We start from the raw sequence: 15,817 nt of genomic DNA, 5'->3' as shown, positions 1-15,817 counted from the left end.
TATGAACCTTATTAGACCAGGAATGGGAACAGAAAATAGTTCTGAGCTTATTAGTGCCTTACTAAAAATGGTGCGCCCAAACCTTGTTATTGAAATTGGTGCAGGCGATAGCACAATTTTTATTCTTGAAGCTCTTAAAAAAGCGAAAGAAGAATGGATTAATGACAAAGAAATAATTGAAAAAAATATATGGCAAGAACGTACAGAAGTACTTGATCCTTCACATGTACCAGCAGATTATAACCCCCATCTCATAACCATAGATGATTTTACAGCGCTTGGCCAATCTGCGCAGGAGATATGGGATACTATACAAGCAGATAAAACAAATCTCGAATTTATTACTATGGTTCAAAGAAATTTTTTTGACATTGATGATAAAATAATCACATCTTGGGGAAAAATTGACTTTGCTTGGATTGATGCAGGCTCACTTGCTGATGATGTTCGGTTTGTAGCAACTCTTTGGCCTCATATTGCTGAAGGGGGGTATTTAATTTTACATGAACCAATAATTTTAGCGCAAATTTCTTCAGATAGTAAAGAATTATTAAGACGCGTTCGTACACCTCTATGGGAAGAGATTATAAGTAGGCTTGATTATAGTTATGAGGTAATAACGATACCTGAATTACATAAATATCGCCAAAGTGGTTTAGGTATTATTCGCAAAAGGCTACCATCTGAATTAGTTTTTCGTCAACAATCACTGCAGGAAGAATTATTAGAGATGGATGAAATACCAATTCGTTCTAGTCAATTTCCTATAGGAAAAGAAAAATTACAAAATGATCTTAAAATTTCTGCTTTTCATGGGGTAATGGCTAATGCAGAGTTGCGATTAATTTATGCCGCAATAATTTTAGGAGAAAAGAGTATTTCAGAAATTTGTACTGTGACAGAATTAGACATCAAAAAGGTTAACAAAGCTGTTGCTCGTTTACACTCTATTGGCTTGATTGAATATAATGAAAAAAAATGGCAAGTGGTTACAGATTCTTGGAATATAACTTTACAAAGCAGAAAAAGGGATAATAAAGAATTAAATGACCAGCAGCTTGAGACACAAGAGATATTAAGCAAAATTGTGAATGCGTTTGATTTAAATAGAACTTATAGCGAGTTCGAAATTTCCAAAATTTGTTCTCTCTTTAGTGATGATTATGCGAGATTGAGACGCTGTTTAGTTGATAATGGATATTTAAAACGTGAACTTAACACCTATGAACGTGTTTGTTAGTATTTACCAAGACACGAAAGTGATCTTCATCATAAGATGAAGATCACTTTTTCGATATATACTGGTCTTTATTGAAAGAGTTTGGCATTTTTTACTGTTCTAAGAAAATCATATAGTCTGATTTTTTCTTATCTTCCTACCAAACTCTTTCATAGTTTCAAAACCTTTATTTATCGTGGGGAACACCTGCCGCCACCGCTAGCACATTCATTAATGGATGAAGTGCTTGGAAGTTGCCTGCTACCTCTTCTATGATCACCTTCTCCAGTACAATCTCTTTGAGACATATAAACATTCAAAGAGGGTAAGGTTAACTGAACCATTTCAAAAGTTGAGACTGAACGAATTGGTTGAGAGCCTCTCACTGAAAGATATAAAACTAATCTTTCTAAACCTTGTTGTGTTGTTGGTATTGGGGTCAGAGATTGACGGAATTCGTCAAGACTCAATTGAGGTGCATTGGTAGGAATTAATATGATCCCTTCCTGTGTTCTTATAAAAGGCTGTGCATGAGCAACGTAGCCTGTACGCTCTGTATTCTCTCTAACAACTTCAACAAACCCAATCGTTCCAGGAGGAATGCGAAATAGGCCTATAAGTGTTCTTGCTATTTCTGCGCTTGCTCTTCCAACTGCTGAAGATCTCCACATAACGTCGGGTAAAAATGTTGATATCATTACATTACATGCTCTGTTCGCTCGTTCATGTCTATCCTCTGTTGGAGTAAAAGGCGTTTCAGAATATACTTCTGTCATTTGCAGCCTTTCTGCAATATGAGGGAATCTAGAACGCAATGAAACAAATGGATCCCTACCAAAAGCCGTATTAAAGAAATAACCTGCTCCATCCTGATAGGTAGGAGTTTGATAATTTTCTTGCAATTCAGCAAGCATTTGCGAAGTTTGCAACATGCAGATACCGCAAAAGCCAATTCGTTCCGTTCCATCTACGGTGCTTCTAGCGATTTGCCATAGTCTTTGTATCCATGCCTCAGAGAGGGTAAACCAAGGAGGTAAAAATAGCCCCTTTCGCGCTTGAGAAGTTTGCAAAATACTCCCTTTTTTTCCAGGAGCAGGGCAAAAAGGAAGTGTTTCCCCTAAATTCCCATTCGTGTAACGATTCCATTGTTCAATATCAGTAGAAAGAATAAACTTAGATGTTGGAGAGTTTGTTGTGTCTTTTGGTATATAACTCGTTTTTGCTGTATAAGGGACACCCCAACGGGTACCATATTGAGTAACCCTTAACGGATTGCCTTGATAATCCAGAATAAAACCTTCATTTCCATTTAACTGAGAAACATCCCAGAAGGTTGAATCCTTCTTTGAAGGAATTTTATCTGTACACTCTGTCCATTGTACCCAATTCCAATCTTGTGAAGTAGTTTGTTTGGAAGCCATACAATAGAAAGACCCATATGAATCGTAATATTGAGCGATATGACCATTTTCTGGATTGTAATAAAGAGGCAGCGGCGTTGTAGAGATGGAGGAAGAGTCATTTTGCAGATAATAGAGGGCAAATAAAGGAGGGTATACACTAACATATAACCATGCTACGTATGTTTTAAAACTGATATTACCAGGAGGAGAAACCGTTGAGCTCCAGTCCTTCATTTCAAAGGTTAATTGATGGTCATAAGAAGCTTTTGAATCTTTTGAAATATATGCATACCAATGAGTATCTTTAACGCGGAATCTCTCATCGGCTGTATAGAAACCTCCGTCTTTAATGATCCAGCGTTGATTTTGATCATTGATCACACAAGGCTTCAAAGTAAGATAATCCCAATTAGCAGAGGAGTTGCTATCACTCCCTGTAATGGATTCAGGGGCTGTCATGCATAACCAGGTATCATTGATATTCCAGGCAACTCTTTGAAATAGGTCATATCGCGCTTTGACGGTAGAGGAAGAACAATCATTGATGTAAATATAGCCCATTCCTTCTGTAAAGGTGGGAGTATAACAGTATTCGCCTCCTGTATGGACTCTAATTTTAATAGCTTTATCATGAGGACGATCAGGAGGTTTTTGAATCACTCCAGGAACAGGAGCTGCAGAAGAAGTCTGAATGGTCAATAGTAAGCTAAGGAAGAAGAAAAACAGTTTCAATTTCATTGCGTTTCCTTTTAATTTCTTTCCCGCTTTTTGTTGATGAGTTATAACCGAAAAAATGACGCCTTACATAGCTATCTTGAACGATAGAACTTATAATACTCTGGAAGAATGATTTTTTTATGGCTTGTTTATATTGTTTTTTTCTCACATAGCGTCGAGTTCACAGAAATCAAAAAAAATTCTACAAGGGATGGTGATTTACCAGGGTGCAGAAATGATGTTTCGCTTTATGTTATGTGATGGATGGAGCTGATTATATTTGTGTTTATTTTTGATTTTGAGCGTCTGATTAATGCACTTAATACGATTTTTATGCATTTGGAAAAATGGAGTTCTCAAAGGCCTAAAAGGCTATGCCATATTTTTATTGAATGGCACATCTACCACTTAAACACTGATTGATAATAGAAACTCTTGGAAGTTCTCTATTGCCTCTTCTATGCTCTCCTTCTCCAGTACAATTGTTTTGAGAGAGATAAAGATCATATGGAGGTAGAGATAACGAAACCATTTGAGTAACTGAGAATGAAAGTAGTGTTCGAGTGCCAAAATCTGAAAGATGATAAATTAATATCTCTGGGCTTGTTACATTGATAATGTTCCTCCTATACATTTCAAGACTGAAATCCGGTGTGTTTGTAGGGATTAAGAATAACCCATCTCTTGTTCTTACAATAGGTTGGACATGAGAACTAATTTCTCCTTCAGAACTCTGTTCAATAGTTGTTATAAATCCAAGCGTTCCAAGGGGAGTATTCAACAGCGTTTGAGTTGCACTTCTCATCTCTTCTGCTGTTCTTGCAATGGCTAAAGATCTCCAAAGATGTCGAGATAAGAATGTTGATGCTATTACCCGAGATATTCTATTTGATTGTATGGGCATATTTTCTTCTGGCCCATAAGGAATTGTAAAAAATTCTTCTGTAACTTCGAGTCTCTCTACAATTCTAGGAAATCTCTGACGAAGTGAAATAAATGGATTTATATTATGAGCTGTATCAAAGAAATATCCTTCTCCATCTTGAAGAGGCGTTCTTTGAGAATATTCTTCTAACTCAGCAAGTATTTGTAAAGCATGCATTATGCAAATTCCACAATAGCCAATTATTTCTTCACCTTCTTTAGTATTACTTCTAGAGATTTCCCATAGTCTTTTTGTCCATTCATCGGAGAGAGTAAATTCAGGAGGTAACTGTCGTTTTTTTCGTGTCTGAGAAGCTTGCAGAATATTTTTCTTATTTCCAGGAGCAGGGCAATAAGAAAGTGTTTCTCCTAAATTCCCATTCACATAACGGTTCCATTTTTCAATATCAGCAGAAAACAGAAAATTAGAGGTTGGCGAGTTGCTGGTGTCTTGTTTAATATAACTGGGCTTTGCTGTGTAAGGGACCCCCCAATAAATACCATATTGCGTTACTCTTAGCGGATTACCTTGAGAATCCAAAATAAGACCTTCAGTCTCATCTAACTGAGAAATATCCCAAAAAGAGGCATCCTTACTTGAAGGAACTTTATCCGTACAAGGTTGCCATTTTACCCAATTCCAATCATCTTCAGCAGATTGTTGAGAAACCATACAATAGAAATCCCCAGAGGCAGTGTAATATTGAGCGATATGGCCATTTTCTGGATTGTAGTAAAGAGGCAGTGGCGTTGTAGAGAGGGAGGAGGAGTCATTTTGCAGATAATAGAGGGCAAATACAGGAGGATATGTATTGACATATAGCCAGGCGACAAAGGTCTTAGAACTGAGATTCCCAGGAGGAGAAATCGTTTGTGTCCAGTGGTTCATTTCAAAAGTTAAATGATGGTCATAATAATCTTTCTCGTTTTTTGAAATATAGGCATACCATCTATAATCTTTAACACGAAATCTTCCATCGGCTGTGTAGAAGCTTCTGTCTTTAATGATCCAGCGTTGATTTTGATCATTGATCACACAAGGCCGTAAGAGCAGATAATCCCAGTTAGCGGTGGAGCTTCCGTCAATGCCTGTAACAGAGCTAGGAGCAGTCATGCACAACCAGGTGTCGTTGATATTCCAGGCGACTCTTTCAAAGAGATCATAGCGAGCGAATTTAACGTTAGAGGAAGAACAATCACTGAGATAGATGTAGCCCTCTCCTTTTGTAAAGATAGGGGCATAGCAATATTCATATCCTGTATGGACTTTAACATGAATAGCTTTGTCATGAGGATGGTCCGTAGGGGTTTGCAGGACTTGAGCAGGAATAGGTGCGGCAAAAGAAGTATGAAGAGACAATAAGAGGCTAGACAAGAACAACAACAGCTTCGATTTCATTGTGTGTTTCCTTTGACGTCGTTTTCGCTATGATATTGAGGTGTGAGTTGGAAAATGTGCTTGATCGCCACGTCCTGAATGAAGAACAAGGGGATGGGATTTTGGATAGAACAATAAATTCGTGATTTATTGATGTTATGTTTGTGGTTTGTTTATGGTTTTCTATTTGTAATGGAGGTTGTTTAAACATGAACCTTCATTATAATTAGGAGAAAGGCACTGTGATGAGATTGCTGAAGAGCAGGCATAATTAGGTATCCTACCTGCATGAAAATTTGCAATTAAGCTCAGAGAGCTGTCCTATAAAAGCGCGTCAAATATGTTTTAAGTTTTAAGGATAGGGTGTTTATTTGTTATTGATGATTAAGGCTTGAGTGAATAAACATCATTCAGATTAGCGTGCCAACTTATTGATCGTTTTGCGCCTTGAATTTCACTCTTGAAAAGCAAATATCGACAAACTTTGTGAAAGGAAAACTGAAACACTGGTTAATGAGAGAAATTCTTGGGAGTTATCTACTGCCTCTCCTGCTATCTTCTTTTTTTCCAGTACAATTATTACGAGATATTAGTTACTCAAAGAGATTACATCTCTTTGAGCCATTTGAGAAATCATGAATGCATGAATTTGAGAATACCCTGCAGAAAGGTGACTAATTAATTAATATGTCTGCGTTTATCATTGCGCGAATATTATATTCGAAACTTTCAAAAGATGATGTATCTCGCACCTTTGTAAGGATTAAACAAAAAACCTTGATTTGTTTTTAAAAGGTTGGGCGTGACCAACCAGATTTTCTATTACCTCTTGATTTGATAAATGAAATAAACCAAGTTGTTGCAGGATGATGAATCCAAAGACTTCCAAGTAAGGTTCTTGTATCTTCTGGCATTTTTGCAATACTAGAAAGTCGCCATTCTTCATACGCAGGAACTATATTGAAGCTATTGCACAAGTTACTCTACTTGTTCCTATAAAGCTATCTTCTCCTACACGCCAAGGTAAGTTAGTATGATACATTGTAGATTCAAGTCTATCCAGTAAGATCAGGAAATATTTGCTAAGTGAAGTAAACGGGTTCTAACCACAAGCCGTATCAAAAAAATAACCTCCACTTCGAAGAGGGGCTATTAAAGAACGTGTTTCCAATTCAGCGAATATTTTCCATAATCTGGATCATACAGATTCCACAAAAGGCTATGGATTCTTGCTTCGTAGAACTAGTGCTCATAGCGATCTGCTATAATCTTTGTACTACTTTGGTGAGAGCACGAGGTATAGACCGTTTTATTCATACTTAACAACATTGGTAACATTCTCTTTTCCCAAGAGCCGGGCAATAGTCAGTGTATTCCCTAAATTTCCATTGTTCAATGTTCTTAGCAAAAATAAAAGAGGATTCTGGGGATTCTTTAGTATCTTTATCAATATACTCAAGTTTAACTATATAAAGAAAATCCCAATTACAGCCATATTGAGTCATTCTTAATGGATGGACCTTCATAATCCAGGATTGGACTTTTATGCTCGTTTAACAAAGAAGAAATATCTCAAGAAGCATTATCTTCACTTTAATCTGGCTGATTGGTCTGTAAACCGTGGATCGTAGTTTACAAAATCGCACTATTTTCGTCCTGTATAGGCCATTTGGAACTGCATTTGTGTAAGAGATATTCAGATTTAATTATCGCCATTTAGGAAAAAGCGTAATGCGCTGTTGAAAGCGTGCATTTAATCTCGATTAATCCATCTTTCCCAATCAGGCCGTCAGGACTAGCTTCAGCCATTTTAAGTGTTGGATGGGATATGAAAAAACCGCATCAGGTTACATGGATATCATAGATAAAACTATATTCTTCAATTGCTTTATCTTCATGCTCAATTTCTACAGCCATATGCCAAAAATAAGCTTTGGCTGCTGCGGTATCAGAATTAGGTAACTCTGCCGTGCTATCAGCAGTGGTTCTTTGCTGCTGGAGGGACAACCAGAAATTATGGCTGCACAGTCTCTCTTGTTGCAAGGGTTTCGTGGTGAAATTAATGGCTTATGGAAAAATAGTTATCTATCGCTATAAGAAAACAAGCGGCTATACGACAGCCATTACCCTAGAAGCGTCGAATAAGGGCAAGGAAGCAGGAGAAAATGAAATCTAGTAGAAACAGACACTCAAAGGGGCAACTTGCCCCTTTGATCAGTTGAGGTGCATTTTAGATCGAAGTGCCAAGTTTGCACTTTGGTCTTGGGAAGAGAAATTCGGTCAAATTGACCGAATTTCTCTTCATCATGCAATAGGTGCAAGTTGTCCCCATTCCTCAACCAAGCAACGATGCATTTTCAGATGAGATTGTTGAATGTTGAGCCAAGGAAAAAAGATGCATGAAAGGAGCTTTCAATGACCTTTGAAAATCTTTTAAAAATCCCTTGAAAAAAAATGAATTGGTACAAAACCGGGTGGCAAATTATACAAAACCTGGTGGCAAGCTACATACATAAAAAATTTTATATTTTGATATTTTACGCTAATTCATTGATTCTATTGGTGGGTGATGAGGGGATCGAACCCACGACCCGCTGATTAAGAGTCAGCTGCTCTACCAACTGAGCTAATCACCCGCCATTTCTTAAAAGTAAGAATGAGCGGTTCTATAACGTTCCTAAAGAACGATGTCCAGATGATTTTGTTGTTTTTTTATGAGATGATTAAAGTTTATAGTTTAATTAATAAGATGTAAAAATATTGTACCCCCTTGATCTTCTACAAAAATAGATCCATCATAGAAAATTTTGTCAACAAGTGTTTTAATTGTTATGCGGAGCCATAATAGGAGGATATCGAGCATAATGCCTGAGAAAAATCAGAAGAGCCTTATTGGAGTATCAAGCAGTACAGGTTGTTATTCCATTTTATAAAATTTATCAGCAGTCATGTGGGGTAAGCGGTATTTTATAGCTCTGTATTTTTGGAAGCAGCTTGTACGTATTTGAATTATCGATCAATCGTGCAAACGAAAATTCGTGAATTTATTTTTTCAGCAACGCGCATTTAAGCTTTTTGCAATATTTTAAAAGGATAAACTGTAATGGAATGGATCGTTGATCCCCATGCGTGGTTTGATTTGGTTACGTTAATTTTTCTCGAAATTGTTTTGGGAGTAGATAACCTTGTTTTTATTGCGATTTTAGCAGAAAAATTACCATTACATTTGCGTGATCGTGCGCGATTAATTGGTTTAACAGTAGCTTTAGTTATGCGGCTTTTTCTACTCACAGTTATTGGTTGGGTGATGAGTCTTGATAAGGTGATTTTTTCCATCGGATCTTTTGCGTTTAGTTGGCATAAATTGATTTTGGTGAGCGGTGGGGCCTTTTTGTTAGCAAAAGGAACAATGGAGTTACATGAACGCTTAGAAGGCGTAACACATGAAAGAGAAACAGGCATTATTTATGCTGTTTTTTGGCAAGTGATTATTCAAATCGTTGTGCTTGATGCAGTATTTTCTCTCGATAGTGTTATTACTGCGACAGGTATGATCAACAAAGACCAAGTGGCTGTTATGTATATAGCGGTTATTGTTGCTATGGCTGTGATGATGTGGGGATCTGGCACCATTATGCGTTTTATTAATCGCCATCCTACCATTGTCATTCTTTGTCTTGGCTTTCTCATGATGATTGGTTTTACTCTTGTTGTTGAAGGGTTTGGTTTTTATATTCCAAAAGGTTATGTGTATGCAGCTATAGGCTTTTCAGTGCTCATTGAAATTTTTAATCAAATTGGACGTCATAATCGTGAAAAGATGATTACAACAAATGATTTACGTGAGCGGACAGCAAATGCTGTGCTGAGACTTTTAGGGGGTGGAAAAAAGGATGGTAATCTTGGCGAAACTGTTGATGTTATCGTTGAACAAGCTGCTGCTTCAGAGATTTTTCGGCCAGAAGAAAAAGAAATGATTCGTGGGGTTCTTGATTTGGCTGATCGTCCTGTACGTTCTATTATGTCACCGCGTAATGAAATTGAATGGTTAGATTTGAACGGTGATGAGAATGAAATGCGTAAAGAGTTACAGAAAGTTAAACATAGTCGCTTAATTCTTGCATATGAAAAAGTAGATGAGTTTGTTGGCGTTGCTTTAACTAAAGATCTGCTTTTAAATTTAGCTGAGGGCGAAAAAATTAATTGGCAAAAAGCCATGCGTGAACCACTTGTTGTACATGAGAATACAAGTGTTTTACGGTTGATGGAGCAATTTCGGCACTCTTCAATCCAGCTTGCGATCATTGTTGATGAGCATGGCTCTTTTGAGGGGATTGCAACGCCGACAGATATTCTTGAAGCTATTGCTGGTGATTTTCCTGATGATGATGAAGAACCTGTTGTAGCAGAAAAACTTGAAGATGGGAGTCTTCTTGTTGAAAGGTATGCGGATATTCGTCGTTTAAGTGGTTATCTTGAACGTGATCTTGTTGATGAAGCAGATCGTTACACGACTCTTGCAGGGTTTATGCTTTGGCATTTTGGTCATTTGCCAAATGAAGGAGAAAGTTTTGAATCTGAAGGTTTGTCCTTTAAAGTGATCGAGATGGATCGCAGGAATATCTCTAAAATCCTTATCTCTCCACTTATTTTTCCAGAAAAAATTAATTGTATAGGTCAAAAATAGCTAAATTTATCATTACTCATTGGAAGAGTGGAAGATCACACACTCGCTCTTATCACATAATTAGATAACGTGCGTTATATTTTCATATGAGTTTTGTACATAGAAATGTGTTTATCATTTTAGTGATTTCGCTTACATTAAATTAACCGACGTTATTAACGAAATTTGTGGTCACTTTTTTCTAAGTGAAAAGTCATTATCTATCCGCTTACGAGATAGATGCAGTATAGTTTACCTTTCATTTAGGTGGAGTGTGCCGTATTTGTTTCCAATATTGTTGAGCTTCAAAAATGGCTACAAAGAACAATGAAATAATAAAGGGTATGATCAAATAAAGCATTCTGAACACAATAAGGGCTGCTATAACATCAGCAGGGTTTATATTGGGCATGCCTGCTATGAATAAAGCTTCAAGGACACCTATTCCTCCTGCAGGGGCATTAGAAAGCAAAGCTACACTAAAGGATGCTAAGAAAACACCGAGTACGGAAATAAAGTAAATATCAGCATGTTGTGGGAGGACAGCATATATAATTCCTGCTGCTCCTAAAAGTTCTAGTGGGCTGATAAGGAGCTGTTGAATAACAATTTTAATCTTTGGGTAAGAAATTTGAAATTTTTTACCTATGCGTAAGGGCTTTAACTGAAGCCAGCTTCCAAACGTATAAAGTGCTATACACATGAGTAAAAGCGCACCAATTATCACTCCAAGCCATTCAGGAAGACCGTCGTGAATGAGATTAATAATGTCAGGTTTTAGAATGAGAACTATGCCAAAAAGCAAAGTTGTACCAATTACAAAAGTAAAGGAGCAAAAGCCTACTAATATTGCGATTTCTGTTCCACTTAATCCTTTCATTTTATAAGCGCGATAACGTACGATGGCACCAGAAAAAATTGAAGCACCTATATTATGTGAAAGCGCATAAGTTGTGAATGAACATATAGTGATAAATAACCAAGAAATTTTATGACCGAGATGTTGTAAGGCAATTCTATCATATCCAGCAAGAGCTGCATAAGCGACAAATGAGCATAAACAAGCTAAGAGCCAATGATGTATATCTAAATCACTTAGACGATTTAATACATCAGTGAAAGAAATAGCAGAGAGTTTTATATAAAGGATGCGGATCGATAGCAACATTGCTAGGATGCCGACAGATGGCCATATAAAATTCTTTAGTTTCATGCTTCTTGATCCATTTTTGTTTTCATCCATGTTTCAGGGTTAATTTACGATTTTCGTATAGGGGGGTACAGATCGTTATTCAATCATATGGTCAATAATATTATTAGCAATTTCTTTATGGGTCGTCACTAAAATACCTTCATTGATGTTAACAAAATAGCTTATTTCTACTTCAAATAAAGCATAGTCAATAATTAAGAAATTCTCTTTAAGAGTAGATATACTGGTTATACATTATTTTATTTCAATAGTATGATGCAATTGTAAACAACTTTATATGCACTTTAATGTTCTTGGTATTAACAATTTCTTGTTTAATGATGTTGTCCAAAATTATTCGCTCTTCCTACGTTTACTTTTTTGATTAGAGAAATAATGTAACGCATTTACCAACTTAATATTGTAGCTAATAGTAACAATATGATCAATCTTGAGGTATTAGAGAGGTGCTATAACCATGAAAAGGCACTATAAATTCATTTAATTTTATCATTGTGATAAGAATTTTTTTCTTTACGATGATTTAGTCTAATAGAGCATAAAAGTTACTCTTAGATGCACAATGCTAGAGATATAAGGTTTGAAATAGTTTACCTAATCATAATCGTACACTCAAAATAGCCAATTATCCAATTATAGTTTGATAAATAAAAATGACGTATCATATTGATTGATACGCCATTTCTGTTTTTGTTGAGTACGTAAGTAATCTTATATTTGAGTTTCTTTATTATGGTTATGCCACCAATTACCTAACAACAATAGAATGGGAGTTGCGATAAAGATAGAAGATGATGTTGCAATAAGAACTCCAGCGACCATAGGTATTGCAAAATTTTGGACAGTACTTCCTCCCCATATCGCCATAGGTAACATAGCAAGTACCGTCGTTGCTGATGTAAAGATACAACGTACAAGAACTTGATTGATTGAGAGATCAATGATTTCACGCAGTGGCTTTGTTCTGTAGAGGCGCATATTTTCACGCATGCGATCATAGACAACGACTTTGTCATTAATGGAATAGCCAACAATCGTTAAAAGAGCGGCAATAGCGGTTAAATTGAAATCAAATTGACATAGAGCAAAAAAACCAACCATTTTCGTAGTATCAAGGATAAGCGTAATAATGGCTCCTGCTGCGAAGAACCATTCGAAGCGCCACCAGATATAAAGTGACATAGCAATTGCTGCTAAAATGACAGCTGTAATACCAGCAATAGCGAGTTCACCTGAAACTTTTGGACCAACGACCTCTATTTGATCAAATGCAGCATCCGGGTAAATATCTTTTACGGTGGTTTTGACTTTATCAATAGCTATAGTTTGCTGTATTTCATCACCATTTTGTTTCGGGATACGAATGAGTACTGCATTTTCATTATCAATATTTTGTAGCGTCACTTCACCGATGTTAAGGGTAGATAGCTGTGATCGCAAGATTGCCAAATTTGCTGGTGTTGATGTTGTAATACTCATCTGGCTTCCACCAATAAAATCAATGCCGAAATTTAAACCTGGTTTAAAGAACAAAAAAATGGAAGATAGTGATAAAATAAATGAAACACCAATGCCAATGAAGCGAGCATTCATAAAACGGAAAGTTGTATTTTGAGGAATAAAATTGAAAAAAGGCTGAATGTGCAATATTTTTATTTTCCATTTACGGATTATCCAAATCATAATCATGCGCACTAGGGTGATATCAGTAAACATAGAGATAACAACACCAAGCAACATTGTTACAGCGAAACCACGGACGGGCCCAGTACCAAACAAAAAAAGCAAAATGGTTGCAATAACAGCAGTGACGTTAGCATCAATAATCGTTGTAAAAGCTTGTTTAAAGCCACGATCTAGAGCAGCAAAAGCACTGAGCCCTTTTCGGCTTTCTTCTCGGATACGTTCGTTAATGAGGATATTGGCATCAACAGCGATACCTATACCTAAAATAATACCAGCAATGCCTGGAAGTGTAAGTGTAGCACCAAGAAGGCTTAATGCAGCGAATGTCAAAATAGTATGTAGTGCTAGTGCTATATCAGCAATAATTCCCCAAATTCCGTATAGAAAAAAAATGAAAATTGCAACGAGAATAAAACCTATGATTCCCGTATAAAGCCCCATTTTAATAGCATCTGCACCAAGATTAGGACCTACAGTTCTTTCTTCAATAACAGTGAGTGGTGCAGGTAAAGAGCCAGCACGAAGAAGAGCTGCAAGAGTAGAGGCTTCTTTGGGGTCAAAATTTCCTGTAATTTGACCTTGTCCATTGGGAATGACGCCATTAATGATGGGAGCAGTCAAAACTTTGCTATCAAGAACAATTGCAAAGGGGCGGTTGATATTTTGGCGTGTTATTTCTGCAAATATTCTCGAGCCAATGGAATTCATGGTGAAGGAGATTATAGAACGTCCTGGTATTTGTGGATCAAAACCTGCGCGGGCATCTTTAAGAACATTGCCATCTAAAGCAACTTGGTCGTAAATTGCATAACGTTGATTTTCATTGTTATATCCAGGAAGAATTGATACACCTGCGGGTGGGTTGTTAAGATCTACGTTTGCGGGGACAAGATGGAAGGTCATTTTTGCGGTCGTGCCTAAAAGATCGCGCAGCTGCTTTGGGTCTTGTAGTCCAGGTAATTGGACCATAATACGATCTGTTCCTACTTTTTGGATAGCTGGTTCAGTAACACCGACTTGATCAATACGACGACGGATGATTTCTAAGCTTTGTTCTATAGCATTACTGATGCGATCCTTTATAGCAGCTTCAGTTAATGTCACATGAATCGTTTCATTTTGAGCATGGATAGAGATATTATTCGTTGTAACGCCAAAGCTGTTGTTTATAGGCGTAATGAGTGTTTTTAAAGCAGTAATGGCTTCTTGATTTTTCGTAAGGTCAGAAAGAACAGCTACTACGTTATTTTCGATTATGCGAATACTTGATGTGCGAATTTTTTTTTCGCGTAATTTTGCACGTACATTGTTTAAAACCGTTTGTAATTGATCACGCTTTAATGTTTTTGCATCGACTTCAAGAAGAAGAGAGGACCCTCCTTGAAGGTCAAGTCCAAGTGTTACTTGGGTATTTGGTAGGAATTTTGAATTTTCGATTTGTTCTTGTGAAAATAAGTTGGGCAGTGCGACGTAAATGCCGCTTAAGAGAATAAGACAATAGAGAGTAGTAAGCCAGCGGGGTGTGCGCATGATATGTTCCAATAATAAGCGTTTTTAAAGTTAAACGTGAAAAAGATGAAACAGAGATAATGACCTTTATAGATTAAACGAGAGGAGGAGCACGCTGGTTTGAAAGATATTGCGTTTGAAGACTATAAAGTTGCACATAGATAATTGTGTTAGGTTTTGGAGGGACATTTAATATTAGAATGTCTTGAGAATCTACAGCAGATAAATGATGAAATGTGTGCGGCTTTGTGAATTTCTTATTTGTAGCCGTCATCATATTTGGTTGATTGTATTTGTGTTTCAGATAATATGTGTAAGCATTGATAATATCATTGGTATATTGTTTTTCATCTAAATGATCTTGAAATGCTGAGCTATCGGTCAGCCACATAAAGTTAGATAGGAGAAAACACCCGATTGCAAAAAAGAAAAAATTTCTTTTTCTGCAATGTAAATGCAAAAAAAACATGTTAGAGTGCTTTCTTTGTCTTATTAACTTCAATTAACCTATCCTCTTTTTTATCCGCTTTATTGGGCAAGGAAAGCTTTTATAGACATATTCTATAAAAGTTGGAATCATTATTTATCGTATGTTCCTTAAAAAGTGACCACCTTTTACTGATTTTCAATGCAGATATGTATTCATTTGTGCATGGTGTCATGTATATAACATGACGCACTGCAACAATAGAAAAATCAATAATCTCAGAATTATTTGATGAAATTATTCAAAAAAATAATTGATTATTGAAACGCTTATGTAAGATATAAATCTTGATAATGTAATCATGATTTTAATTTATAATTTCAGCGTTACAGTTATTTTCTAATTTTTTGATTCCATCCCCAATATTTTACTCCATACAGTCAAGTTACAATTTATATAAATGAGTATTGATTGCGTATTCCTAATAAAATAAATTAAGTTTTATATATAATAAATTGAAAATATTTATTTTATTTATAGATCATAAAAAATTAAAATTTTTAGCTGTTTTTGCATAAGCTGGTTATTTTTATGTTCACAAAAGATGAACAATTTTATCTAACCAGTGTAATAAAGTTCTTTGTAATTAAAAAGTGAATTTCTTTAATAGAAAAT

7 protein-coding genes, 1 tRNA gene and 2 pseudogenes are annotated in these 15,817 nt (G+C 36.2%); 3 read left to right on the top strand and 7 right to left on the bottom strand.

The features are described 5' to 3' along the window. Window position 1: 1 nt before the first annotated feature. Window positions 2–1,240, top strand: a complete 1,239-nt coding sequence (locus BARBAKC583_RS04345; RefSeq protein WP_005767309.1) for a DUF2087 domain-containing protein — start codon at window positions 2–4, stop codon at window positions 1,238–1,240. A gap of 170 nt (window positions 1,241–1,410) precedes the next feature. Here BARBAKC583_RS04345 and BARBAKC583_RS04340 read toward each other — a convergent pair whose 3' ends face one another. The 4 genes and pseudogenes from BARBAKC583_RS04340 to BARBAKC583_RS07225 all read right to left on the bottom strand — a co-directional run. After that, on the bottom strand, window positions 1,411–3,360 hold the full coding sequence (locus BARBAKC583_RS04340; RefSeq protein WP_005767307.1) for a DUF1561 family protein: 1,950 nt from the start codon (window positions 3,358–3,360) through the stop codon (window positions 1,411–1,413). A gap of 364 nt (window positions 3,361–3,724) precedes the next feature. Beyond that, window positions 3,725–5,662, bottom strand: a complete 1,938-nt coding sequence (locus BARBAKC583_RS04335; protein ID WP_005767305.1) for a DUF1561 family protein — start codon at window positions 5,660–5,662, stop codon at window positions 3,725–3,727. Window positions 5,663–6,960: 1,298 nt separating this feature from the next. Further along, complete coding sequence (locus BARBAKC583_RS07230) at window positions 6,961–7,146, bottom strand: DUF1561 family protein (RefSeq protein WP_005767302.1); 186 nt, start codon at window positions 7,144–7,146, stop codon at window positions 6,961–6,963. Window positions 7,147–7,289: 143 nt separating this feature from the next. Next, window positions 7,290–7,546: pseudogene (locus BARBAKC583_RS07225) on the bottom strand (YqaJ viral recombinase family protein); the annotation flags it as partial. A gap of 25 nt (window positions 7,547–7,571) precedes the next feature. On the opposite strand from BARBAKC583_RS07225, the pseudogene BARBAKC583_RS06960 reads away from it, so the two are divergent. Next, window positions 7,572–7,817 (top strand): annotated as a pseudogene (locus BARBAKC583_RS06960) (late control protein); the annotation flags it as partial. Between the two features lie 384 nt (window positions 7,818–8,201). On the opposite strand, the gene BARBAKC583_RS04320 reads toward BARBAKC583_RS06960, so the two are convergent. Continuing rightward, window positions 8,202–8,277: transfer RNA gene (locus tag BARBAKC583_RS04320), tRNA-Lys, on the bottom strand. Between the two features lie 467 nt (window positions 8,278–8,744). On the opposite strand from BARBAKC583_RS04320, the gene BARBAKC583_RS04315 reads away from it, so the two are divergent. Next, window positions 8,745–10,328 carry a TerC family protein gene (locus BARBAKC583_RS04315; protein ID WP_011807373.1) on the top strand — a complete coding sequence of 528 codons (1,584 nt, stop codon included), beginning with the start codon at window positions 8,745–8,747 and terminating at the stop codon, window positions 10,326–10,328. Between the two features lie 238 nt (window positions 10,329–10,566). Here the strand turns inward: BARBAKC583_RS04315 and BARBAKC583_RS04310 are convergent, their stop codons facing one another. Continuing rightward, complete coding sequence (locus BARBAKC583_RS04310; protein ID WP_005767294.1) at window positions 10,567–11,520, bottom strand: lysylphosphatidylglycerol synthase transmembrane domain-containing protein; 954 nt, start codon at window positions 11,518–11,520, stop codon at window positions 10,567–10,569. 711 nt (window positions 11,521–12,231) lie between these two features. Beyond that, entirely contained in the window at window positions 12,232–14,736 is a 2,505-nt protein-coding gene (secD, locus tag BARBAKC583_RS04305) for a protein translocase subunit SecD (protein ID WP_005767292.1), read from the bottom strand. Window positions 14,737–15,817 lie beyond the last annotated feature (1,081 nt).

This window comes from Bartonella bacilliformis KC583 (assembly GCF_000015445.1).
GTDB lineage: Bacteria > Pseudomonadota > Alphaproteobacteria > Rhizobiales > Rhizobiaceae > Bartonella > Bartonella bacilliformis.
Note: the sequence above shows the minus strand (reverse complement) of the source record. Positions and strands in the feature narration are given on the sequence as shown.